Source organism: Terrabacter sp. C0L_2 (genome assembly GCF_036352015.1).
Taxonomy (GTDB): Bacteria; Actinomycetota; Actinomycetes; order Actinomycetales; family Dermatophilaceae; genus Terrabacter; species Terrabacter tumescens.
In genome coordinates this window covers 4753934-4775676 of the sequence record NZ_CP143557.1, presented here as the reverse complement: position 1 = coordinate 4775676, position 21743 = coordinate 4753934, and the positions used below count along the sequence as shown (strand labels likewise).

Sequence of the window (21743 nt, the reverse complement as noted above, 5' to 3'; positions counted from 1 at the left end):
AGCCCCGTGGGGGTCGAAGGGGAGTCAGTCGTCCCAGCCGACGCCGGCGTATGCCGTCACGCGGGCTCGCGCACACGGCATACGTCAGCGGGCGGCTGCGATCACGGCTGGTCGAGCGGCGCCACGTCGGGGCGCTTGGCCTGGCGGTGGTCGCCCGAGCTGCGGCCGGTGAGGCGGCGGTGCACCCAGGGGCCGACGTACTCCTTGGCCCACTGCGCGTTGGCCTGTAGCGCCTCGCGGCGGCCGATCGGCGGCGCAGGCTCGAGCGGTGTGGCCCAGTCGGTCTCGGCCGGCGTGTGGCCGAGCGCCTCGAGGGCAGCGAGCGCGACGCGGCGGTGACCCTCGGTCGTCATGTGGATGCGGTCCTCGCTCCACATCCGCCAGTCGCGCAGGGCGTGCAGGCCCCACTGGTCGATGACGTGGGCGCCGTTGCGGCGGGCGATGCTCCAGATGTTGGCGGTGTGGATCGCGGCGCGGCCCCGGGTGGCCTTGACGAGCGGCGCGTCGGCAGGGTCGACAGGGGTCGCCATGAGCACGTCGGCGCCCGTCGCTCGGATGCGCGCGACGGCAGCCTCGAGGCGCGCGGCCAACCCGTCGAGGTCGGCCTTGGGGCGCAGGATGTCGTTGCCGCCGCCGACGATGCTGACGAGGTCGGGCTGCAGCGACAGCGCGTCCTCGAGCTGCGGGCCCACGACGTCGGCGAGCTTGCGACCCCGGACGGCGAGGTTGGCGTAGCCGAAGTCGACGCCCTCGGCACGGGCGATCCCGGACAGGTGAGACGCGAGCCGGTCGGCCCAGCCGGCGAACTCGCCGTCGTGGCCGAAGTCCGGGTCGTCGTCGCACATGCCCTCGGTGAACGAGTCGCCGATCGCGACGAACCGGGTCCAGACCGTGGGCCCGGAGACCTCGGGGGTGGGCTGGGTCATGTCAGCCTCCAGTCGATGGGTGCCGCGCCCTGCTGGACGAGGAGGTCGTTGGTGCGGCTGAAGGGCCGCGAGCCGAAGAAGCCGGAGCGTGCCGACAACGGCGACGGGTGGGCCGACTCGATGCGCGGGACGGCGCCGAGCATCGGGGCGAGCGACTGCGCCTGCCGTCCCCAGAGGATCGCGACGAGCGGGCCGCCGCGCTCGACGAGAGCCGAGATCGCCTGTGCCGTAACGGCTTCCCAGCCCTTGCCCTGGTGGCTGGCGCTCGCACCGGGTCGGACCGTGAGCACCCTGTTGAGCAGCATGACGCCGCGGTCGAACCACGGCGTCAGGTCGCCGTTCTCGGGCGTCGGCAGGCCGAGGTCGGTGCCGAGCTCGGCATAGATGTTCTGCAGCGAGCGCGGGACCGGTCGCACGTCGGGCGCCACGCTGAAGCTCAGCCCGACCGGGTGGCCCGGCGTCGGGTAGGGGTCCTGCCCCACGACGAGCACGCGCACGTCGGGCAGCGGCAGCGAGAAGGCCCGCAGCACGCGGTCGCCGGCCGGCAGGTAGCCACGCCCCGCCGCGACCTCGGCCCGCAGGAACTCGCCCATCTCGGAGATGGTGTCGGCCACCGGCTCGAGCGCCGGGACCCATGTCGGGTGGACGAGGTCGGCAAGGGGTCGGGCTGGCACGCCCACACGCTACCCCCGTCCGATGTGCGACAGAATCGAGCCCGATGAGCCTCACACTGCGCGGACCCGCCCTCGTGGACGACGCCGTGCTGCCCGACGTCCTCGTCCACCTCGACGGCGAGCGCATCGGGGCGGTCACCCCGGTCGTGCCCGGAGCCGAGCCCCCGCCGGCCGCCCACTCCGCCGAGCGGGTCGAGTGGGTGGCTGGCACGATGCTGCCGGCCTACGTCGACCTGCACTGCCACGGCGGCGGCGGGACGGCCTTCACCGACCTGCGCGAGGACGCCGCGGTCGCGGCCGCGGAGCACCACCACCGCGCCGGGTCGACGAGCCTCCTCGCGAGCCTCGTCACGATGAGCCTGCGCGACCTCGAGCGGGGCGTCGCGATGCTCGCCGAGCTCGCCGACGACGGGCTCGTCGACGGCATCCACCTCGAGGGGCCGTGGCTCGCCGAGGCGCGCTGCGGTGCGCACGACCCGACGCTGCTGCGTGACCCGTCGCTCGCCGAGGTCGAGCGCCTGATCGCCTTGGGCCGCGGGCACATCCGTCAGGTCACGCTCGCCCCCGAGCGCGACCACGGGCTCGACCTCGTGCGCTGGCTCACCTCCGCCGGCATCCATGCCGCGATCGGCCACACGACCGCCACCTACGCGCAGGTGGAGCAGGCCGTGGCCGCCGGTGCCGACCTCGGCACGCACCTCTTCAACGGCATGGACCCGTGGCACCATCGCAAGCCGGGTGCCGTTGCGGCGCTGTTGCAATCGGCTGCGCGAGGCGCCGTCACCGTCGAGCTCATCGCCGACGGCGCGCACCTCTCCGACGACACGGTGCGCACCGTCCTCGACCTCGTCGGCGTCGACCACGTCGCCTTCGTCTCCGACGCGATGGCTGCCGCCGGGAAGGGGGACGGCGCGTACGTCCTCGGTGGCCTCTCGGTCGTCGTCGACCACGGCATCGCCCGGTTGGCCCGCGACCCCGACGGCACGACGCCCGGCTCGATCGCCGGCGGCACGAGCCACGTGGCCGACATCGTCGCGCGGGCCGTCGCCTCGGGCGTCCCGGTGGCGTATGCCGTCCGCCCCGCCACGCGCACCCCTGCGCGCGCGCTCGGGCTGGCCGACCGCGGCTCCCTCGCCGCCGGGTCGCGTGCCGACCTCGTCGTCGTCGACGGCGGTGCGCGCCCGACCCGGGTGATGAGACGCGGGCGGTGGCTGGAGCCCCTGCTGCCCTAGTCTCGTCCGGTGACGTCTCCCCGCTGGTCCACCGCCGTCTTCGACCTCGACGGCACGCTGGCCGACACGATCCACCTCATCGTCGAGTCGTACCAGCACGCCTTCCGCACGATCCTCGGTCGCGAGGAGGACCCGGACGTCATCCGCTCGTGGATCGGCCGGCCGCTCATCGGCGCGTTCCGCGACCACTCGCCCGAGCATGCGGACGAGCTCTACGAGACCTACCTGACGTGGAACGCCGACAACACCGAGCGGCTCATCCGTGGCTACGACGGTGTCGTCGACGTGCTCGGTGACCTGCGTGCCGCGGGCGTGCACGTCGGGGTGGCCACCTCGAAGCGGCGCGAGTCGGCGCAGCAGGCGATGGACATCCTCGGGATCAGCGCGCACGTCGACGTGCTCGTCGCCATGGAGGACACCGAGCGGCACAAGCCGGACCCGACGCCGCTGCTGCTCGCCCTCGACCGGATGGGCCGCGGGTCCAACGACGCGGTCTACGTCGGCGACGCCGTCGTCGACGTGCTGGCGGGCAAGGCGGCCGGCATGGACACCATGGCCGTGACGTGGGGCGCAGGCGAGGCCGCGGCCCTGCACGGGGTGCGCCCGACCGCCGTCGTCGCGGACGCCGCGCAGCTGCGCACCGCCCTCCTCGGCTGAACACGCGTCACACCCGTCACGCGCCGCCCGCGGACGGTCGGTGGCACCGCCGCGCAGGGCCTAGCATCTGTGCGTGCACAGCTTCGACAAGGACGCCGACCACGTCGCCGTCGACAAGGTCCTCAGCTACGCCCGTGAGCGGCTCCTCATGGACCCGATCCCGCTCGACGGCGCCCGGACCGAGGACTACCTGAGGTCGGCCGCCGGCCAGACGATCACCGCGGCGGGCCTCGGCTCGACCCGCGCCATGGAGCTCTTCGAGCACACCCTCGCGCCGGCCTGCCTGTCGACGGATCACCCGCGCTACCTCTCCTTCATCCCGTGCGCCCCGACGCGTGAGGCCGCGGCCTTCGACGTCGTCGTCGGCGCCTCGTCGATCTACGGCGGCTCGTGGATGGAGGGCGCGGGCGCGGTCTACGCCGAGAACCAGGCGCTGCGCTGGATCAGCGACCTCGCGGGCCTGCCCGAGTCGGCGGGTGGCGTCTTCGTGCCCGGCGGCACGGTCGGCAACCTGTCAGCGCTCGTCGTGGCACGGCATACGGCCAGGGCGAAGGCCAAGGAGGCGGGCACGGGCGCACGTCCCTACCGGATCGCCGCGACCGACAACGCGCACTCGTCCGTCGTCTCGATGGCCGCGGTCATGGACGCCGAGGTGTGCGGCGTCCACGTCGACGACAAGCTGCGCCTCACCGGCTCCGAGCTGCGGAAGACGTTGGAGGAGAACGGCCCCGAGACGTTCTTCGCCGTCGTCGCGACGAGCGGCACGACGAACTTCGGCGTCGTCGACGACCTCGCGTCCGTCGCCGAGGTCTGCCGCGAGTACGGCCTGTGGCTGCACGTCGACGGCGCCTACGGCGGTGCCGGACTCGCCGCACCCTCGGTCCGCCACCTCTTCGACGGCATCGAGCACGCCGACTCGTTCATCGTCGACCCGCACAAGTGGCTCTTCGCCCCGTTCGACTGCTGCGCCCTGCTCTACCGCGAGCCCGAGCTCGCCCGCATCGCGCACACGCAGGAGGCGGGCTACCTCGACGTCATCACGAAGTCCGCCGAGTGGAACCCGACCGACTACTCGATCGGGCTGACGCGCCGCGCCCGCGGCCTGCCGCTCTGGTACTCCCTCGCCGTGCACGGCACCGACGCCTACGTCGAGGCCATCGAGAGCACGCTCGAGGTGACGCGCTTCGCGGCGGACGAGATCGGGCGGCGCGACTACCTCGAGGCGGTGCGCGAGCCGGACCTGTCGGTCGTCGTCTTCCGCCGTCTCGGGTGGGGGCCGGAGGACTACCAGGCCTGGACCGACCGGCTGCTGGCCGAGGAGTTCGCCTTCGTCGTGCCGACGACCTTCCGCGGCGAGACGCTGACGCGCTTCGCCATCGTCAACCCGCACACGACGAAGGAGGACGTCAACGCCATCCTCGACACGATGGCCTGACCGACGCTCCACGGGTGGGGCCGGCGAGGCTGGAGTGACCCGTGGTGAGGCTGTGCAATGGTGCCCGGCCGACATGCCGCGCCACGTCCGCGAGCTGAATGACACCCCTGTCATTTGGGTCTAGGGTGTGAGCGGAGCCAACGCACGACGCACAGCGCACGACCGCAGCGAGACGGGGACATGAGCACAGAACACGCCACGGCGCAGCCGCACCGCCACGAGTCCGAGGACGGCCTCAGTGCGCGCGACCTCGAGATCCTGGCGTTCGAACGCCAGTGGTGGAAGTACGCCGGCTCCAAGGAGCAGGCCATCAAGGAGCTGTTCGACATGAGCTCCACGCGCTACTACCAGGTGCTCAACGCGCTCCTCGACAGCCCGGAGGCCCTCGAGGCCGACCCGATGCTCATCAAGCGCCTGCGCCGCATGCGGGCCAGCCGCCAGCGGGCGCGCACGAGCCGCCGCCTCGGCATCAACGTCTGACCCGTCCCACCCGCTGAGCCGCCGGTCCGGCCGGTTGCGCCGGGTTGCGCACCCTTTGAGCGCCCCCGTGGTTCACTTCCCTCATGGCCGAGGTGACGATCCGCCGCGCGTCTGCCGATGACGCCCTCATCGTCGCCGCTCTGCACCTGCAGTTCGCCCGCGAGCTCGGTATGCCGTCCGAGCCCGGCTACCTCGACCGTTTCGTCGACGCGTGGCTGGCCGAGCGGCCCGACCGCCCGACGTGGATCGCCGAGAGCCGGGGCGAGCACGCGGGCATCCTCGAGACCCGGCGCATCCGGGCGCTGCCGTGGCCCGGGCGCAAGGACGTCTCGTGGCTGCACGTCGGCGGCCTCTTCGTCGCCCCCGGCTGCCGGGACCGGGGTGTGGGCCGGGCCCTGACCGAGGCCATGATCGAGTGGTCGCGCACGACCGACGTCAAGTGGATCCGGCTCAACGCCCCCGACGACCGCGCGCAGGAGTTCTACGAGCGGCTCGGCTTCACCTCACCCGGTCGGCTCATGGAGTTCGACCTCCGGGACCCGCAGTGAGCGGAGCGGTCGCTCCTCGAGCCGGCCCGACCAACTCGATCGTCGACGTCGCGGGCCTGCGCGTCGGCCACTGCACGCGCGACGAACCGGGGTGGCTGACCGGCGTCACGGTCGTCCTCGCGCCTCCCGGCGGTGCCGTCGGCGGCGTCGACGTGCGCGGGGGCGGGCCCGGCACCCGTGAGACCGACCTGCTCAACCCCCGCAACCTCGTCGACCGGGTCCACGCTGTCGTGCTCGGCGGTGGGTCCGCCTTCGGCCTCGCGGCCGCCGACGGCGTCATGGACGCGCTGGCGCACGACGGTGTCGGCTGGCCGATGGGCGAGCCCGGGCACGTGGTGCCGATCGTGCCGGCGGCGATCCTCTTCGACCTGGGACGCGGCGGCACGTGGGGTCACCGTCCGCGCGCCGAGGACGGCAGGGCGGCATACGCCAGCGCGTCGGCCGACACCGTCGAGCAGGGGAGCGTGGGCGCCGGCACGGGGGCGAAGGTGGGCGGCTTCAAGGGCGGAGTCGGGTCGGCGAGCGTCGTGCTCGAGTCGGGCGCCACGGTCGCCGCTCTCGTGGCCGTCAACGCCGTCGGCTCGGCCGTCGACCCCGCCACCGGCGTCCCGTATGCCGTGGGCCTGGGTCTCGGGGACGAGCTCGCCCACGTCGGTCGGCCGAGCGCCACCGATCTCGAGGCGGCACGGACCCTGGCGGAGGCGGCTCCCGCGAGCGCCGGCCGGCCGGGGCTCGCCACGACGATCGGGGTCATCGCGACGGACGCCACCCTGACCAAGGCGCAGTGCCAGAAGGCGTCCGGCGTCGGCCACGACGGTCTCGCGCGGGCGCTCAAGCCGGTGCACACGCTCTTCGACGGTGACACCCTCTTCACGCTGGCGACCGGCGAGCGGCCTGCCCCCGACCCCGTCGAGCAGACGCTGCTCATGGAGGCCGGCGCCGACTGCGTGGCGCGGGCCATCGTGCACGCGCTGCTCGCGGCGACCTCGGTCGACCGGTCGGCCGACGGGGGTCTCAGGCTGCGGTCGTGGTCCGACGCGTTCCCGTCGGCCGTCTCGAGGCAGGGGTAGACGATGCCGCAGGTGACTGCTGATGCGTGGGTGCCGGTGCCGCCGGACGTGGCGTTCGCCGTGTCGCAGACCACCGGAGAGGTGCGGCTGAGGTGGGACCCGTTCATCCGGAGCCAGCACCTCGTCGACGCCGAGCGGCCGGCCAAGGGGGTGCGCACCGTGACGCGGGCCCGCATCGGGCCGCGGATGGTCAGCGAGTACGTGTCGTACCGGCCCCCGACGAGCGTGGGGATGACGATGGTCGAGGGGCCGTGGTTCTTCGAGCGGTTCGGCGGCGGCTGGCGGTTCACGCCGGAGGCGCGGGACGGCGTGGCCGGCACGCTCGCCGTCTGGAAGTACACGTATGCCGTGCGCCCGGCCTGGCTGCGCCCGGTGGCCGAGCCGATCGGGCAGTGGCTGCTCGGGCGCGAGATCCGGGCGCGCATCGCGGCCTTCGCGCGAGCCTGCTCGGACGAGGCCGTCCTCGACGCCGCCACGGCCCCCGCCCCCGACTGACCCGCCCCCCCGATGCCGGGTGTTGTCGCAGTGCGGTGGATCACCGGCACCAGGCGCCGATGATCCACCGCACTGTCGACGGGCAGAGCGCGGGACCGGCTGCCGGCGCTTGGGCCGCAGGCTCTGTCCACATCCCTCGCCGAGAGGCCGGGGTGGTCCACAGGCGCCGCGGCCCGGGGTCCGACCCGACTCTCGAGCGGTCAGGCTCGTCGCATGGAACCCGCGACCGTCGACGCCACGCTCCGGTCGCAGGCCGGCGTGATCTGCCGTCGCCAGGTCCGGGCGGCAGGTTTGGACGACAACGACATCGAGCGGTTCGTGCGCCGCCGGCTGTGGGCGGTCGTTCACCCCGGCGTCTACGTCGACCACACCGGCCCCACCTCGTGGCTCCAGCGTGCATGGGCCGCTCTGCTGGCACTCGAGCCTGCGGTGCTGGCCGGACCATCGGCCCTCCGGGTGCACGGGCTTCCCGCCGGCGGCGAGACGGCTCCCGGTTGTGAGGGGCGCGACGGCGTGGTGCACGTCGCGGTCGACCGCGACCGCCACGTCAAGGCGCCGCCGGGTGTCGTCGTGGTGCGACGAGCCGGTCTCGCGAGGCGCTCGCAGGCCCACCACTCACCGCCGCGGCTCAGACTCGAGGAGGCGCTCGTCGACGTCGCTGACGATGCGGTGCGCGATGTCGACGCCGTGGCCGTCATCGCTGCGGCCTGTCAGCAGGGGCTGACCACTCCGACCCGCCTCCTGGCGACGGTGCGGTCGCGCCAGAGGCTGAAGCGCAGGCGTCTGCTGCTGGAGCTGCTCGGAGAGGCTGCGACCGGGGTGCGGTCCGTGCTGGAGCGCCGCTACCTCCGCGAGGTGGAGCGACCGCACGGGCTCCCCATCGGCCGGCGTCAGCGCCGACTCCGGACGCGGACCGGAAGCGCGTACCGCGATGTCGAGTACTCCGAGCAGTGCGCGGTCATCGAGCTGGACGGTCGCCTCGTCCACAGGACGGCGGACGCGCGATGGCGCGACCTCGAGCGGGACGTCGAGTCCGCCGTCGTGGGAGACGTGACGGTGCGCCTCGGCTGGGTGCACCTCGCCGACCCGTGTCGCACGGCTGCGGCGATCGTGAGCCTCCTGCGGAGTCGGGGCTGGACGGGCACCGGGACCGCCTGCTCGCCGAGCTGCCCGCTCGGGACTGCCGTCGGTACGACGCCGAACCGGCGCGGGACGCCGGAGCGCGGTGGATCACCGGCACCAGGCGCAGGTGATCCACCGCGCTGACGATGCACGGCGTGTTGGGCCCAGGGGTGTCAGGGGGTGGGCGGCGGGGCGAGGTGGTCCCAGCCCCGGCGGATCGCGGACTCGAGCTGGTCCAAGGGGTAGGGCAGGCGTGCGTCCGGCTCGCGCAGCGCGTCCTCGAGCGAGCCGTCAGCCAGCCGGCGCTCGCGGATCACCGCCGCCACCGCCGCGACGTCATCCCGCTGCCGCGTCACGAACGCCTCGTCGACAGGTCGGCCGTGGCCCGGCACGACGACGGTGCGCTCCGACACCTGCACGAGGTGCGAGGTCAGGGTGTCGGCCCACTCGAGCGGCCAGCAGTCGTCGCCGAACGACGGGTGCGCGCTCTCCTCGACGAGATCCCCGAGGAACATGACGTCGGTGTCGGGCACGAGCACGGCCACGTCGCCGTCGGTGTGGCCGCGGCCGGCATACGCCATCGTCACGACGCGGTCACCGAGGTCGATGGTGGCGTTGGAGCCGAAGGTGCGGTCCGGGCCGCGGACCACCGTCGCCAGCACCTCGGCAACGTCGCGCTCGGTGTAGCCGTACTCCGGGGCAGCCCCGGGGTCGGCGCGGACGAGGGCCTTGATGTGCTCGGCCGCGGACTGCGTCATGCGACCGACGTTGTCGTGGGCGTGCACGATCGCCGTCTCGAACGCGGCGTTGCCGAACGTGTGGTCGAAGTGCACGTGCGTGCTGACGACATGGCGGACCTCGATGTCGCGGCCGAGGCGGCGGATGTCGTCGAGCACCTGGGCGCCCTGCCGGTCGCTCGCGCGGGTGTCGATGACGACCGCGCCGTGCCGCCCGAGGACGAGCCCGACGTTGACGTCCCACTGGCGGTAGCGGGCGACGAAGACGCGGTCCGCGACCTCGACGAAGCCAGCCGAGGAGCCCATCGAACCCGCCCCGACGACGCCCTCGGTCATGCGGTCGCCCCGGATGTGATCCACGTCTCGTCGAGCATGCGCCCACCGTAGCGGCCCCGCCTCGAACAAGCGCGAGACGCCCGGTTCGTCTACGTTGGTGACCCATGTCGACCGAGTTCCGCTCCTCCACGCACGGCTCGAAGTCCCGACGAAAGCTCGTCATCGCGGCAGTCCTCGCCGCCATCGCGCTGCTCGCCACCGGCGGCGTCGCGTACTGGTCCGGCGACAGCTGGAGCGACGAGGCCATGGCGTCCAGCGGCTTCCCCGGCCTCCCCGGCGGGGACTGGGCCAGCACGACCTCCGACGACGGCTGGGGTCCGGCGGAGCCCTCGGAAGAGACGAGCGCGACCGGCACTCCGGGCGCCGGCCGTCAGACGGGCACCCGGCCGGCGACGGCCGTCGTCGACCCCGCCTCGGCCCCGACCTCGTCGGTGCCGACCGTGACGGCCCCCGCGCCGTCGGCGACCCGGGCCACGACCCCGCCGGCCCCGAGCTCGACGGCCGCCCCGGGCCCCACCGCGACGTCGACGCCCGGCAACCCCAAGCCGAAGCCGACGAAGAAGCCCCACCCGACGTCGACGCCGTCGCCCACCTCGACCAGCGGCGGCTGCGTCCTGCTCGTCATCTGCCACTAGCCCGCTCGCGGGCCTCCCGTCGGCCCACCGTGGGAGTGTGTCGCCATGGACTGCGTCTTCTGCTCGATCGTCGCCGGTGACGTCCCCGCCGACGTCGTGCTCGACGAGCCTGACCTCGTCGCCTTCCTCGACCGCCGGCCCGTCTTCAAGGGCCACGTGCTGCTCGTGCCGCGGCTGCACGTCGACACCCTGCTCGACCTGCCTGCCGACCTGCACGCCACGCTGCTCGGGGCGACCCAGCGCCTGGCCGCCGCCGTCGTCGACGCCCTCGGGTCGCAGGGCAGCTTCGTGGCGATGAACAACGTCGTGAGCCAGTCGGTCCCGCACCTGCACGTGCACGTCGTGCCGCGCACCAAGGGCGACGGTCTGCGGGGCTTCTTCTGGCCGCGCACGAAGTACGCCTCGGAGCAGGAGTCCGCGGAGTATGCCGTGCGGATCGCAGAAGCGCTGGCCCCCGCCGTGGGCGCCTGAGCCGAGCGCACGGCATTCGCCCCTCCCGTGCGTGGCGGAACGTTTGCACTCTCACCCCGAGAGTGCCAATAATGGCGTTAGCACTCTCGTCATGGGAGTGACAGAAATGGGCCGTATGCCGAGGGGCTGGGTTCGCAGCGACATGAAGCTGGGGAGACCGGTCCCGTCCGTCGCGGGCGTCATGCGGTCCACCACCAACGTTTCGTGTGGGAGGAACCACCCGAATGGCCAAGACCATTGCTTTTGACGAAGAGGCACGCCGCGGTCTCGAGCGGGGCATGAACATCCTCGCCGACGCCGTCCGCGTGACCCTCGGCCCGAAGGGCCGCAACGTCGTGCTGGAGAAGAAGTGGGGCGCCCCCACGATCACCAACGACGGCGTCTCGATCGCCAAGGAGATCGAGCTCGACGACCCGTACGAGAAGATCGGCGCGGAGCTCGTCAAGGAAGTTGCCAAGAAGACCGACGACGTCGCCGGTGACGGCACGACGACGGCGACCGTGCTCGCCCAGGCCATGGTGAAGGAAGGCCTGCGCAACGTGGCCGCCGGCGCCAACCCGATGGCGCTCAAGCGCGGTATCGAGAAGGCCGTCGAGGCCGTCACCGCCCGCCTGCTCGAGCAGGCCAAGGAGATCGAGACCAAGGAGCAGATCGCCTCGACCGCCAGCATCTCGGCGGCCGACGAGGAGATCGGCGGTCTCATCGCCGAGGCGATGGACAAGGTCGGCAAGGAAGGTGTCATCACCGTCGAGGACTCCAACACCATGGGCCTCGAGCTGGAGATGACGGAGGGCATGCGCTTCGACAAGGGCTACATCTCCGCCTACTTCGTCACCGACACCGAGCGCATGGAGGCCGTCCTCGACGACGCCTACGTGCTCGTCGCGAACTCCAAGATCGGCAGCATCAAGGACCTCGTCCCGCTGCTCGAGAAGGTCATGCAGTCCGGCAAGCCGCTGCTGATCATCGCCGAGGACATCGAGGGTGAGGCCCTCGCGACGCTCGTCGTCAACAAGATCAAGGGCACGTTCAAGTCGGTCGCCGTCAAGGCTCCCGGCTTCGGCGACCGCCGCAAGGCCATGCTCACCGACATCGCCATCCTCACCGGTGGCCAGGTCATCTCCGAGGAGGTCGGTCTCAAGCTCGAGAACGCCACCCTCGACCTGCTCGGCAAGGCTCGCAAGGTCGTCGTCACCAAGGACGAGACGACCATCGTCGAGGACGCCGAGGACCGCAGCCAGATCGAGGGCCGCATCGCCCAGATCAAGGCCGAGATCGAGAAGTCGGACTCCGACTACGACCGCGAGAAGCTCCAGGAGCGCCTCGCCAAGCTCGCCGGTGGCGTCGCCGTCATCAAGGCGGGCGCGGCCACCGAGGTCGAGCTCAAGGAGCGCAAGCACCGCATCGAGGACGCCGTCCGCAACGCGAAGGCTGCCGTCGAGGAGGGCATCGTCGCCGGTGGTGGCGTGGCGCTCATCCAGGCCGCCAAGGCGCTCGACGAGCTCTCGCTCGAGGGTGACGAGGCGACCGGCGCCAACATCGTGCGCGTCGCGACCGAGGCCCCGCTCAAGCAGATCGCGATCAACGCCGGTCTCGAGGGTGGAGTCGTCGCGGAGAAGGTGCGCAACCTCGAGGCCGGTCACGGCCTCAACGCTGCGTCGGGCGAGTACGTCGACCTGCTCGCCGCCGGCATCATCGACCCGGTCAAGGTGACGCGCTCGGCGCTGCAGAACGCAGCCTCGATCGCGGCGCTCTTCCTCACGACCGAGGCCGTCATCGCCGACAAGCCCGAGAAGCACGCCCCCGCCATGCCGGGTGGCGACGACATGGGTGGGATGGGCGGCATGGGCTTCTGAGCCCACTTGCTCCACCTGCGTCACAGCACGTTCGAAGGGCGGTTCCCCGAGGGGAGCCGCCCTTCGGCGTGCAGGCAGGGGCAGTGCGCCGGAGGCGGGCTCGACCGTAGGGGCGGGAGCTCACCGCCTCCGGCGCGGGCCCGGCGCCGTCCAGGGTCTGGCGGCGGGCCGTCGGGGAGCCGTGGAGGGGCTGTCCGGCTCAGCGGGCGAAGAGCGCGCGCGTCGCGTTCTCGTGCTCGGCGTAGGCCGACGACGCCTTGAGCGTCAGGCGGCCGACGTCAGCGAGGGCCTCGGTCATCTGGGCCTGGATGCGCTGGTAGTCGTGCATGACGCGCTCGAACTCGACCTTGGCCGGCCCCTGCCAGTCGGCACCCATGCCCGCGAGGCGGCCGCGCAGCTCGGAGGTGCTCGACGTGATGGTGTCGGCGAGCCGGTTGATGTCGGCGGCCGCAGCGGCGATGCGTTCGGTGTCAACGACGGAACGGGACATGTGTCTACTCCTCGATCGGGAGGCCGACCGGACGGTGGCCACGTGCGTTCGAGGCTAGGTCGGGCGGGGGAGCGCCGGCCGGTGTCATCCACAGGGGGAGGCCGGGCGCTTTTCGAAGGCCTGGCCTAGGCTTCGGGCCATGACCGTGTGGATCGACCAGCCGATCTGGCCCGCCCACGGTCGGCTCTTCGCCCACCTTGTCAGCGACGCCTCCTACGACGAGCTGCACGAGGTCGCGCGGGCCGCCGCCCTGCATCCGCGCTCGTTCGACGGCGACCACTACGACGTGCCCGAGGGTCGCTGGCAGGATGCCGTCGACGCCGGGGCGACCCCGACGACCGGGGTGGACCTCGCTCGGCGTCTCAACGCCTCCGGGCTGCGGCTGCGTAAGCGCAAGCGTGACCGTGGCGTCCGCCGCATCCTCGACGTGAGCTTCCCCAACGGCTCCAGCGACGTCGACCTCGTCGCGTCTGACGACCCCCTCGACCCGGCGCGCGTCCTCGCCGCCATGGTCTTCGTGCGCGACCGACGGGGCGACTTCGTCGTCGTGCACAGCGTCCGTCGCGGGGAGTGGGGCTCGCCCGGCGGGTGGCGCGAGGCGGACGAGACGCCCGTCGAGAACGCCGTCCGCGAGACGTTCGAGGAGACGGGCCTCCGGCTGCGCCACTCGGACGTGATCCCTTGCGGCTACGAGCGATTCACGCCCCGCACCGACGACAACGTCTTCGGCCGGGACAAGCCGTTCCTCCAGGTGTTCCGCACCCGGCTGGACGCCGCGCGCCCCGACATCAACGACGGTGACGACGGCATCCACGAGACCCGCTGGGTCACGCCGCAGGAGTATGCCGAGCTGTGCGGCCACCTCTTCTGGTGGCCGCTGGCGGTCGAGGTCTTCCCGGACCTCCGCGACCTCGCCCGCCCCCTCTGAGACGCACGTATGCCGCCCGCTGCAGCGGACGGCATACGTGATCTGTCGTCGTGGTTCGCTTGTCAGGCAAGCGAACCCGGAGGTTCAGCGCTGGTTGGTGAAGGTCAGTGCGACGTCGAGGTCGGCCTCGCGCAGCATGCGCTGGACGGCCTGCAGGTCGTCGCGGGACTTGCTCGACACGCGCAGCTCGTCACCTTGGATCTGGCTCTTGACGCCCTTGGGGCCCTCGTCGCGGATCAGCTTGTTGATCTTCTTCGCGTTCTCCTGGGAGATGCCCTCCTTGAGCGGCGCGTCGAGGTGGTACTCCTTGCCCGACAGGCGCGGTCCGGCCTCCGGCACGTCGAGGTGCTTGAGGCTGACCTTGCGCTTGACGAGGTGCGTCTGCACGACGTCGAGGACTGCGAGGCAACGCTCCTCGGTGTTCGCCTTCATCTTGATGACCTCGCCGGCCAGGTCGACGGACGCGCCGACGTTCTTGAAGTCGTAGCGCGTCGCGATCTCCTTGCTCGCGCTGTTGACCGCGTTGGCGATCTCCTGCTTGTCGAACTTGCTGACGATGTCGAACGACGAGTCGGCCATCGGTGGGGTCCTTCCGCATGCTGTTGGCTGGGCTGTCGGGCGCGCGCCGTGGAGGGCCGTGGACACGACGAAAGCATGGCGGCGGCCCCGATTTCGGACCGCGCCCGATCTCTTGCTATCCTTCCAGACGCACCAAGGCAGGTTGTCCGAGCGGCCAATGGAAACGGACTGTAAATCCGTCGCGAGAGCTACGAAGGTTCGAATCCTTCACCTGCCACCCAGTGCTCAGGAGGGCCTCTGACCAGCGGAAATGCCGGTCGGAGGCCCTTCTGCTGTCTGTCGACAGGGTCTCAGGTGGTCGAGGCCAGATCGCGGGCTCACCGACAGACGAGCGGAGGCGCCGTCGGGACGTGGGTCCGGAGGGCGCGCCTCGGTAACTCAGAAGGGCTCGTTCTCAGCGGTGATGATTCGCCGACGAGCCGGCTGTGGCGGCGATGTCGCATCCTTCCCGTGGGGTGAGCTCGTGCACCGCAGTGCGGGCGACCCATCCCTCGACGGGTGGCCCTTCGACGGTACGGACCCCAAGCCCTGTGTCGTCGACCTCGAGAACGCGGGGCCAGCGTGCCGTCGAGGCCTCGCCCTGACGCCAGGTGCCGGACACCGAGCAGTACGGGGCGTCGGCCACGGCGGGCTTCGAGGGGGAGGGGTCAGGAGGGCGGCAGGAGCCGCGAGAGCGGCGACCACGAGCAGGTGGAACCCTCCCGCGCCTGCCCCCCCCCACGCCCGGTCGCGCCTCCGGCTCGGCAGGGGACCGACTGCGTATCCTCTGCCGGGTGCGTGGCCGAGTGACCGGCGCGCCGTCGGCGACGTCTCGGACGGGGCAGGGCGGCTTGTCCCTGGGTCTGGCCGTCCTCGGCGCGTCCTGGGTCGTCGGCCACGGGCTCCAGAGGCCGGTCGAGCAGCCCGCGACGGGTTCGCTCGTCGAGGTCGTCGACACGGCCCCGCTGACCGCCCCGGCCGAGCGTGCGGTCGGGCGGCCCGCAGGCCGAGGGAGCTACGGACCCGTTCAATTGTATCCGACCTGGGTGTCGCGCATCTCGGCACGTACCGGCATCCCCGTCGTGGCGCTGCGCGCGTACGGACGAGCCTCGATCCTCGCGGCGACCGACCTTCCCGGGTGCCACGTGGGCTGGACGACGTTGGCGGCCATCGGCCGTGTGGAGTCGGTCCACGGCGCGGTCGGTGGTGGGCACCTGCTGAAGAACGGTCGGACGTCCCGGCCGATCGTCGGGCCCGCCCTCGACGGGCAGGACGGGGTCGCAGCCCTTCGCTCCGACACCGCCGGGGTGCGCCTGCACGGGGATGCGACCTGGGACCACGCGGTCGGGCCGATGCAGTTCCTGACGAGCTCGTGGCAGCGGTTCGGTGCCGACGCGGACGCCGACGGCGTCGCGGACCCCACCGACATCGACGACGCGGCTTGGGGTGCGGCGCGCCACCTGTGCACCGGTGGGGTCGACCTGCGCGACGGGCGTGCCTGGGCCCGAGCGGTTTTCGGGTACAACGCCTCCGATGCCTACGTCCAGCGCGTGCTCGACACCGCCGGCGGCTATGCCCGGGCGGCCGCGCCACGCTGAGAGCCCGTCGGTGACCGACTGCCTACCGGCAGGGAGCGGCCCGCCGGCAGGGACGGTTCGACACGGGGGCGCCCGGCCCTCCGTCGTGGGAGAGCCGGGCGCAGCCGTTGGAGCGCTGCCTCAGCAGGAGATGATGTTGTGCTCGGGGCCGAAGGGGAACTTCGTGATGTTCTCCGCGCCGTCCTCGACCACGACGAGGATGTCGTGCTCGCGGTAGCCGCCCGCGCCGGGCTCGCCGTCGAGCACCGTGATCATGGGCTCCATCGACACGACCATGCCCGGCTCGAGCACGGTGTCGATGTCCTCGCGCAGCTCGAGGCCCGCCTCGCGGCCGTAGTAGTGCGAGAGGACGCCGAACGAGTGCCCGTAGCCGAAGGTGCGGTTCGGCAGCAGGCCGTGGCCGATGTAGATCTCGTTGAGCTCGGCCGCGATGTCCTTGCAGACCGCACCGGGCTTGATGAGCTCGAGGCCGCGACGGTGCACCTCGACGTTGACCTCCCACAGCTCGAGCGAGCGCGCGTCGGGCTCGCCGAGGAACAGGGTGCGCTCGAGGGCCGTGTAGTAGCCGGAGGTCATTGGGAAGCAGTTGAGCGACAGGATGTCGCCGCGCTGCAGCTTCCGCGTCGTGGCCCAGTTGTGGGCGCCGTCGGTGTTGAGGCCCGACTGGAACCAGACCCAGGTGTCGCGGATCTCGGAGTCGGGGAAGGTGCGCGCGATCTCGTGGACCATTGCTTCGGTGCCGATGAGGGCGACCTCGTACTCGCTGATGCCCTCGCGGATCGCACCCTTGATGGCCTCGCCACCGAGGTCGCCGATGCGGGCGCCCTGCTTGATGACCTCGATCTCCTCGGCGGACTTGACCATGCGCTGGCGCATGGCGTCCTGAGCCACGTCCACGAGCTCGGCGCTGCCGAGAGCGGCCTGGAGCTTGGCGTGAGCGTCGAGCGAGAGCGTGTCGAACTCCACGCCGATGCGCCGGGGCGAGATGCCGCGCTTGGCGAGTGCCTCTTGGACGCCGTGCTGGAAGTTGTCGCGGCGCCAGTCGGTATAGACGATGTTCTCGCCGTAGCTGCGCCGCCACGGCATACCGGCGTCGATGTTCGCGGTGACGCTGACCTGCTCGGTCGGAGTGACCACGAGGGCGTAGGAGCGGCCGAAGTAGGTGAAGAGGAAGTCCGAGTAGTACTTGATGCCGTGATAGGAGGTCAGCACGACGGCGTCGAGTCCCTTGGTGGTCATGATCTGGCGCAGGCCTGAGAGGCGGCGCTCGAACTCGGCGTCGGAGAAGGTCAGGGGGACCTTCGTGCCGTTGTGCAGCTCCTTGAGCCGCTCGAGCTCGCTGACCGAAGTGACGGGAGTGGCGATGGACATGGTGAATCTCCTTCAGGGGGTGGGGAATCTGGGGGTGGGGTGAGCCGGGATCAGGGCAGGCGAGTCCAGCTCGATGCTCAGCTCGGCGCCGATCGAGTCGGCCAGCGCGGCGGACGTCCGCTCGAGCAGGAGGCGTCCTGCGCTCTCGGAGGCGGCAGCCGCCGAGGAGAGGCAGCCCGAGATGGGCGTGAGCTCGGGGCGGGCGGGGAGCCGGTCGTAGCGGGGGAGCTGCGCTGCCGGCAGGTCCATGACGCGGTCGAGGTGGACCAGCTCGGGGTGCAGATGCAGCATGAGCGAGGTCTCGAGTACGCCGCCGTGCTCGACGTCCCAGCCGGGGAACGTGCCGCCGTAGATCTCCTCGATCGTGGCGTCGTCGACGAAGTCCCAGTAAGAGAGCAGGATCGCCGACACATCGAGACCGCGTTGCTGCAGCTCGGTCGTCGCGAGCTCCACACCCTCGTAGAGGAACTGGTAGTTCTCGAAGTGGCCGTTGAGAAAGACCACCTGACGCGCGCCGTGGCGAGCGAACTCGAGGGTGAGCGTGCGGGCGATCGCGATGACGGTCGTCGCGTCGAGGCTCGTCGTGCCGGCCAGGTGGTTGCCACCGCCTGAGCGCTGCTGCGACTTGTACCCGTAGACGATGGGCGCCGCCACGATGCCGTCGACGGCCTCGGCCAGACGCCGGCTCATGGCCTTGGCCAGGAGCACGTCGGTCTGTAGGGGCAGGTGGGGTCCGTGCTGCTCGATCGCGCCGACCGGGACGATGACGGGCGCTCCTCGTCCGATCATCTCGCGGTAGGTGAAGGCGTCGAGCTCCTCCATGAGAACGGTGCTGGGCATGGCTGCTCCTGGGTGATGGGACCGGTCAGGACAAGGCGGCTGTGGGGGCGGCCTCGGCGGGGGCCGGCGCCGAGGCGGCTGCCGGGACTGCGGCCCGGCCGCCCTCGGGTGCACAGGCGTCCCCGTGGTCGCGCAGGTAGTCCTCATCGGTCACGGTGGGCTTGAGCCCGATGGGCACACCGGCGTGGATGCGCTCGCGGAACCGGGGGTAGGCGAGGGCGAAGTAGACCGTGCCGGAGGTGAGGGTGCCGGCCAGCCACGAGAGGTCGACCCCGCCCATCGCCGTGGCGATGGGCCCCTGGAAGACGGGGAGCGTGCCGTACATGAACAGCCAGGTCGCGAAGAGGCCGACGACGAAGGCGATGATCGCCGACGGGTTGACCGCCTTGAGGCGCGAGGTGCCAGGGCTGAGGAAGAGGTAGCCGTAGTCCTTGTGGCGTCGCTCGAAGCCGTAGTAGTGGACCGCGATGATCCCGCCCCAGGTGGCGACCCAGGCGACGATCGCGGCGAGCCAGTTGTCGAGCAGCGTCGCGAAGTCGCTCGCGAAGAGGAACAGCACGACGGCTCCCATCGACAGGACCCCGACGAGGATGGACAGCCGCTTGCGTGAGATCCGCACGTCGAGGGCCTGGAAGGCGACGCCGAAGGTGTAGAGGTTGATGATGTTCGTCGCGATCGGGCCGTGGATGACGAGCAGGATGACGGGGATCGCGAGGACGCCGAAGCTCTTGACGACGAGCTGGCCGGGGTCGACCGCGCCGCTGATCGTTGCGAGGCTGGCGCCGAGCAGACCGAGCCATACGACGGGCAGGAACTGTCCCAGCACCGACGCGGCATACAGCTTCTTCTTCGGCACGCTCTTGGACACGAAGCGGGAGTAGTCGGGGGCGTAGGTGAACCAGCCGATGCCCCAACCGATTCCGATGACGGTCATGATCGCCGACATCGCGGCGAAGCGCTCGCCGCCCTGGAGGACATGGCCGACGGGGCCGGCGTAGCTCCAGTCGATCGGGAGCTTGGTCCAGGCGACGACGGACATCGCGACGAGGATCAGCAACGTCGGCGGCATCGTGATGCGCTCGAACTTGGCGATCGCGCTGTAGCCGCGGTAGCAGATGGCGACCTGGACGGTCATGATGACGGCGGCGATCGCGACCTTCCACGGCAGGTTGGACTGTGTGGGGTCGACCCAGCCGATGAGGCCGAAGAGCGCCATGACGAGGTCGAGGATCACCCAGGTGTTCACGGCCGACCACCCGACGGCGACGATCGCCTGGATGGCGGCCGGCAGGTAGGCGCCCCGCCGCCCGAAGGCTCCGCGGGCTAGCAGCATGCCCGTGGCCCCGGTCTTCTGGCCGAGCAGCACGAAGAAGCCGAAGCCGACCATGCCGATGATGTTGCCGAGGATGAGCACGATCATCGTGTCCCAGAGCCCCAGGCCGAGGGCGATGCCGAGGGCGCCGAGGATCCAGTTGATGGGGGCGACGTTCGCGCCGGCCCAGATCCAGAACTGTCCGGACACCTTGGTCGTGCGGGCTGACTCCGGGACGGGTTGCAGCATGTCTTCGACGGTCTGCGTCACGTCTTCCGAGTGACTCGTGGTGGAAAGGCTCATGTGGGGACTGCTTTCTCGATGGTTCCCCTGCGGATGATTGGCCGGCTGCCGACAACGGTAGGATCTGTTATCCGCCGGCTCCAGACTCACCGTGTCGCCTCTGAAGGCGTGATCGGGTGACAAAGTGTCGCTACCGCTGGGATCCTGACCGCTATGTCCCTACTTCTGCGCGAGATCCTCGACAGTGGCGTCCTCACCGCGGGCGCACCCCAGGTGGTCGCCGGCGAGCGCGCCGTCGACGCGACACGCGTCCGGTGGGTGCACTCCAGCGAGGTGCTCGAGATCGCACCGCTCCTGTCGGGGGGCGAGCTGCTGCTCACCGGCGGCGTAGCCCTCCTCGCCCTCAAGCCCGCCGCGCAGGTCGAGTACGTCTGGAGCCTCGCGTCGCGCGGTGTCGCCGCCCTGGCCGTCGAGACGGCCGGGTCCGGGCGACACCTGCCGGCCGAACTGGTCGCGGCCGCCGAGGAGGCCGGTCTGCCCCTGCTGGAGCTGCGGCAGGTCGTCCCCTTCGTCGAGGTCGCGCAGGAGGTCAACCGCCGCGTCGTCTCCGCCCAGGTCGCGGCACTGCGCGTCGCCGACCAGCTCTCGCAGGCGCTCACCGAGCGCCTCGCGAGCTCCGGGACCGCCCTCGAGCCGTTGTTGGCGGTCATCGCCGAGACCCTCGGCGTGCAGGTCAGGGTGCTCGACACCCGCGGCGGCCTGCTCGGGCAGGCCGGCCCCGAGCAGCCCCCGCCGGCCCGGTCGCTGGGGGCCGAGCTGGCCGTGAGTGGGATCGGCGTCGCCCAGCTAGAGCTGGTCGGCGGCGCCGACGCCGACCTAGAGACGCTGGAGACGGTGCTGGCCCGAGTGCGCAGCATCGTCGCGCTGGCCCTCGCCCGGCACAGTCGGCCGAGTCTGACCAGGCTCGCCGAGGACGAGCTGGTGCGCCTGATCGGTGCCGGCGGGGGAGGGGAGCGCCTCATCGAGCTGAGCCAAGCGGCCGGGATCGACCCGGAGCAGCCCCTGGTCATGGCGGTCGTGCGGCGTCCGGCTGACGGCCACGTCGACACCGAGCAGCGAACCCGACGCGCCCTCCCCTCGACCCTCGTCGTGGCGCACGGGGAGTGGCTGGAGCTGCTCATGCCCCTCCGCGCGGCCACCCAGGCCGAGCGGGCCCGGGCGCTCACCGCGTTGCGGGGGGCGGTCGTGGGCACCGGCCTCACGGGTGCCATGGGGCCGACGGCCGCAACGGTGCGCCAGGCGTCGTTCTCGCTGGCGGAGGCCCGCACGACGTGGCGGCTCGGGCGGTCGGCCAAGGGCACGGATGCCGTCTACGACGCCTCTGACTACCTCGTCGAGCGGATGGCGGAGCGCTCGTTGTCACGGGGCGTCGTCGACGCCCTCGTCGAGGAGGCCCTCGGCGAGCTGGTCCGGCTCGACCAGCGGTCCGGGGGCGAGCTGGTGCGCACCCTCGACGTGTGGATCTCCACCGGGTGCAACGCGACCGAGTCGGCGCAGATCCTCTTCCTCGAGCGTCAGTCGCTGCACAAGAGGCTTCGCCGGATCTTCCAGGTGCTCGGTGGGGACCCTCGAGGTCGAGGACAGCTCGCGGCGCTCGCGCTCGTGCTCAGGCTGGTACGCGGAGGCGCCCAGCTGCGCGACGACCCCCGGCCTTGACGGTCCGCCGCCG

At 71.6% G+C, this 21743-nt stretch carries 22 protein-coding genes and 1 tRNA gene; 15 read left to right on the top strand and 8 right to left on the bottom strand.

Annotation, left to right across the window (positions count from 1 at the left end; translation table 11 throughout):
* Nucleotides 1-101 precede the first annotated feature (101 nt).
* Nucleotides 102-926, bottom strand: a complete 825-nt coding sequence (locus U5C87_RS22245; protein ID WP_030193666.1) for an SGNH/GDSL hydrolase family protein — start codon at nt 924-926, stop codon at nt 102-104.
* On the bottom strand, nt 923-1600 hold the full coding sequence (locus U5C87_RS22240) for a uracil-DNA glycosylase (protein WP_330474556.1): 678 nt from the start codon (nt 1598-1600) through the stop codon (nt 923-925). Before U5C87_RS22240 ends, U5C87_RS22245 begins: the two co-directional genes overlap by 4 nt.
* Nucleotides 1601-1644: 44 nt before the next feature.
* Here U5C87_RS22240 and U5C87_RS22235 point away from each other — a divergent pair, with 44 nt between their 5' ends.
* The 8 genes from U5C87_RS22235 to U5C87_RS22200 all read left to right on the top strand — a co-directional run bounded on the left by U5C87_RS22235 (nt 1645) and on the right by U5C87_RS22200 (nt 8783).
* A complete protein-coding gene (locus tag U5C87_RS22235) occupies nt 1645-2832 on the top strand; it encodes an N-acetylglucosamine-6-phosphate deacetylase (RefSeq protein ID WP_330474555.1) in 1188 nt (395 codons plus the stop codon).
* A 9-nt stretch (nt 2833-2841) separates the two neighbouring features.
* Nucleotides 2842-3489, top strand: coding sequence for an HAD family hydrolase (locus U5C87_RS22230; RefSeq protein WP_330474554.1), 648 nt, complete (start codon nt 2842-2844; stop codon nt 3487-3489).
* 73 nt (nt 3490-3562) lie between these two features.
* The gene (locus U5C87_RS22225) at nt 3563-4924 is read left to right on the top strand and encodes a pyridoxal phosphate-dependent decarboxylase family protein (RefSeq protein WP_330474553.1); all 1362 of its coding nucleotides are present in this window, start codon (nt 3563-3565) and stop codon (nt 4922-4924) included.
* Between the two features lie 180 nt (nt 4925-5104).
* The gene (locus tag U5C87_RS22220) at nt 5105-5404 is read left to right on the top strand and encodes a DUF3263 domain-containing protein (RefSeq protein ID WP_030193685.1); all 300 of its coding nucleotides are present in this window, start codon (nt 5105-5107) and stop codon (nt 5402-5404) included.
* An 83-nt stretch (nt 5405-5487) separates the two neighbouring features.
* A complete protein-coding gene (locus U5C87_RS22215; protein ID WP_030193688.1) occupies nt 5488-5952 on the top strand; it encodes a GNAT family N-acetyltransferase in 465 nt (154 codons plus the stop codon).
* A complete protein-coding gene (locus tag U5C87_RS22210) occupies nt 5949-7022 on the top strand; it encodes a P1 family peptidase (protein WP_330474552.1) in 1074 nt (357 codons plus the stop codon). Before U5C87_RS22215 ends, U5C87_RS22210 begins: the two co-directional genes overlap by 4 nt.
* 3 nt (nt 7023-7025) lie before the next feature.
* A complete protein-coding gene (locus U5C87_RS22205; protein ID WP_330474551.1) occupies nt 7026-7517 on the top strand; it encodes an SRPBCC family protein in 492 nt (163 codons plus the stop codon).
* 213 nt (nt 7518-7730) lie between these two features.
* Entirely contained in the window at nt 7731-8783 is a 1053-nt protein-coding gene (locus U5C87_RS22200) for a type IV toxin-antitoxin system AbiEi family antitoxin domain-containing protein (protein ID WP_330474550.1), read from the top strand.
* A 29-nt stretch (nt 8784-8812) separates the two neighbouring features.
* Here the strand turns inward: U5C87_RS22200 and U5C87_RS22195 are convergent, their stop codons facing one another.
* The gene (locus U5C87_RS22195; protein WP_330474549.1) at nt 8813-9736 is read right to left on the bottom strand and encodes an MBL fold metallo-hydrolase; all 924 of its coding nucleotides are present in this window, start codon (nt 9734-9736) and stop codon (nt 8813-8815) included.
* 80 nt (nt 9737-9816) lie between these two features.
* Here U5C87_RS22195 and U5C87_RS22190 point away from each other — a divergent pair, with 80 nt between their 5' ends.
* The 3 genes from U5C87_RS22190 (at nt 9817) to groL (ending at nt 12674) form a co-directional block, all read left to right on the top strand.
* Nucleotides 9817-10347 (top strand): hypothetical protein, encoded by a 531-nt coding sequence (locus tag U5C87_RS22190; protein ID WP_330474548.1) that lies wholly within the window; start codon nt 9817-9819, stop codon nt 10345-10347.
* Nucleotides 10348-10392: 45 nt separating this feature from the next.
* Nucleotides 10393-10818 (top strand): HIT family protein, encoded by a 426-nt coding sequence (locus U5C87_RS22185; protein ID WP_330474547.1) that lies wholly within the window; start codon nt 10393-10395, stop codon nt 10816-10818.
* Between the two features lie 224 nt (nt 10819-11042).
* Nucleotides 11043-12674 carry a chaperonin GroEL gene (gene groL / locus U5C87_RS22180; protein WP_330474546.1) on the top strand — a complete coding sequence of 544 codons (1632 nt, stop codon included), beginning with the start codon at nt 11043-11045 and terminating at the stop codon, nt 12672-12674.
* A 199-nt stretch (nt 12675-12873) separates the two neighbouring features.
* On the opposite strand, the gene U5C87_RS22175 is transcribed toward groL, so the two are convergent.
* A complete protein-coding gene (locus U5C87_RS22175; protein WP_030193707.1) occupies nt 12874-13164 on the bottom strand; it encodes a WXG100 family type VII secretion target in 291 nt (96 codons plus the stop codon).
* A gap of 139 nt (nt 13165-13303) precedes the next feature.
* On the opposite strand from U5C87_RS22175, the gene U5C87_RS22170 reads away from it, so the two are divergent.
* Nucleotides 13304-14092 carry a DUF4031 domain-containing protein gene (locus U5C87_RS22170; protein WP_330474545.1) on the top strand — a complete coding sequence of 263 codons (789 nt, stop codon included), beginning with the start codon at nt 13304-13306 and terminating at the stop codon, nt 14090-14092.
* 84 nt (nt 14093-14176) lie between these two features.
* On the opposite strand, the gene U5C87_RS22165 is transcribed toward U5C87_RS22170, so the two are convergent.
* Entirely contained in the window at nt 14177-14671 is a 495-nt protein-coding gene (locus U5C87_RS22165) for a YajQ family cyclic di-GMP-binding protein (RefSeq protein ID WP_045190851.1), read from the bottom strand.
* Between the two features lie 136 nt (nt 14672-14807).
* Here U5C87_RS22165 and U5C87_RS22160 point away from each other — a divergent pair.
* Both U5C87_RS22160 and U5C87_RS22155 read left to right on the top strand, forming a co-directional pair.
* Nucleotides 14808-14888: transfer RNA gene (locus U5C87_RS22160), tRNA-Tyr, on the top strand.
* Nucleotides 14889-15444: 556 nt separating this feature from the next.
* A complete protein-coding gene (locus tag U5C87_RS22155; protein WP_330474544.1) occupies nt 15445-16248 on the top strand; it encodes a murein transglycosylase in 804 nt (267 codons plus the stop codon).
* 120 nt (nt 16249-16368) lie between these two features.
* On the opposite strand, the gene U5C87_RS22150 is transcribed toward U5C87_RS22155, so the two are convergent.
* From U5C87_RS22150 to U5C87_RS22140, 3 genes are read right to left on the bottom strand one after another with little or no spacing between them, the layout of a single operon-like run.
* Complete coding sequence (locus tag U5C87_RS22150; RefSeq protein WP_330474543.1) at nt 16369-17619, bottom strand: aminopeptidase P family protein; 1251 nt, start codon at nt 17617-17619, stop codon at nt 16369-16371.
* A 12-nt stretch (nt 17620-17631) separates the two neighbouring features.
* Nucleotides 17632-18459, bottom strand: coding sequence for a creatininase (locus U5C87_RS22145; protein ID WP_330474542.1), 828 nt, complete (start codon nt 18457-18459; stop codon nt 17632-17634).
* Between the two features lie 25 nt (nt 18460-18484).
* Nucleotides 18485-20074 carry a purine-cytosine permease family protein gene (locus U5C87_RS22140; protein WP_443082088.1) on the bottom strand — a complete coding sequence of 530 codons (1590 nt, stop codon included), beginning with the start codon at nt 20072-20074 and terminating at the stop codon, nt 18485-18487.
* A 153-nt stretch (nt 20075-20227) separates the two neighbouring features.
* Between U5C87_RS22140 and U5C87_RS22135 the strand changes: the two genes are divergently transcribed.
* Nucleotides 20228-21730, top strand: a complete 1503-nt coding sequence (locus U5C87_RS22135; RefSeq protein WP_330474540.1) for a PucR family transcriptional regulator — start codon at nt 20228-20230, stop codon at nt 21728-21730.
* Nucleotides 21731-21743: the final 13 nt, after the last annotated feature.

Excerpts from the sequence above, each read along its gene's own strand:
- U5C87_RS22190 (WP_330474548.1), top strand. The coding sequence starts at position 9,817 with ATGTCGACCGAGTTCCGCTCCTCCACGCACGGCTCGAAGTCCCGACGA.
- U5C87_RS22245 (WP_030193666.1), bottom strand. The coding sequence starts at position 926 with ATGACCCAGCCCACCCCCGAGGTCTCCGGGCCCACGGTCTGGACCCGG.
- U5C87_RS22170 (WP_330474545.1), top strand. The coding sequence starts at position 13,304 with ATGACCGTGTGGATCGACCAGCCGATCTGGCCCGCCCACGGTCGGCTC.
- U5C87_RS22205 (WP_330474551.1), top strand. The coding sequence starts at position 7,026 with ATGCCGCAGGTGACTGCTGATGCGTGGGTGCCGGTGCCGCCGGACGTG.
- U5C87_RS22140 (WP_443082088.1), bottom strand. The coding sequence starts at position 20,074 with ATGAGCCTTTCCACCACGAGTCACTCGGAAGACGTGACGCAGACCGTC.
- U5C87_RS22175 (WP_030193707.1), bottom strand. The coding sequence starts at position 13,164 with ATGTCCCGTTCCGTCGTTGACACCGAACGCATCGCCGCTGCGGCCGCC.
- U5C87_RS22185 (WP_330474547.1), top strand. The coding sequence starts at position 10,393 with ATGGACTGCGTCTTCTGCTCGATCGTCGCCGGTGACGTCCCCGCCGAC.
- U5C87_RS22135 (WP_330474540.1), top strand. The coding sequence starts at position 20,228 with ATGTCCCTACTTCTGCGCGAGATCCTCGACAGTGGCGTCCTCACCGCG.
- U5C87_RS22165 (WP_045190851.1), bottom strand. The coding sequence starts at position 14,671 with ATGGCCGACTCGTCGTTCGACATCGTCAGCAAGTTCGACAAGCAGGAG.
- U5C87_RS22145 (WP_330474542.1), bottom strand. The coding sequence starts at position 18,459 with ATGCCCAGCACCGTTCTCATGGAGGAGCTCGACGCCTTCACCTACCGC.
- U5C87_RS22200 (WP_330474550.1), top strand. The coding sequence starts at position 7,731 with ATGGAACCCGCGACCGTCGACGCCACGCTCCGGTCGCAGGCCGGCGTG.
- groL (WP_330474546.1), top strand. The coding sequence starts at position 11,043 with ATGGCCAAGACCATTGCTTTTGACGAAGAGGCACGCCGCGGTCTCGAG.
- U5C87_RS22150 (WP_330474543.1), bottom strand. The coding sequence starts at position 17,619 with ATGTCCATCGCCACTCCCGTCACTTCGGTCAGCGAGCTCGAGCGGCTC.
- U5C87_RS22220 (WP_030193685.1), top strand. The coding sequence starts at position 5,105 with ATGAGCACAGAACACGCCACGGCGCAGCCGCACCGCCACGAGTCCGAG.
- U5C87_RS22235 (WP_330474555.1), top strand. The coding sequence starts at position 1,645 with ATGAGCCTCACACTGCGCGGACCCGCCCTCGTGGACGACGCCGTGCTG.
- U5C87_RS22215 (WP_030193688.1), top strand. The coding sequence starts at position 5,488 with ATGGCCGAGGTGACGATCCGCCGCGCGTCTGCCGATGACGCCCTCATC.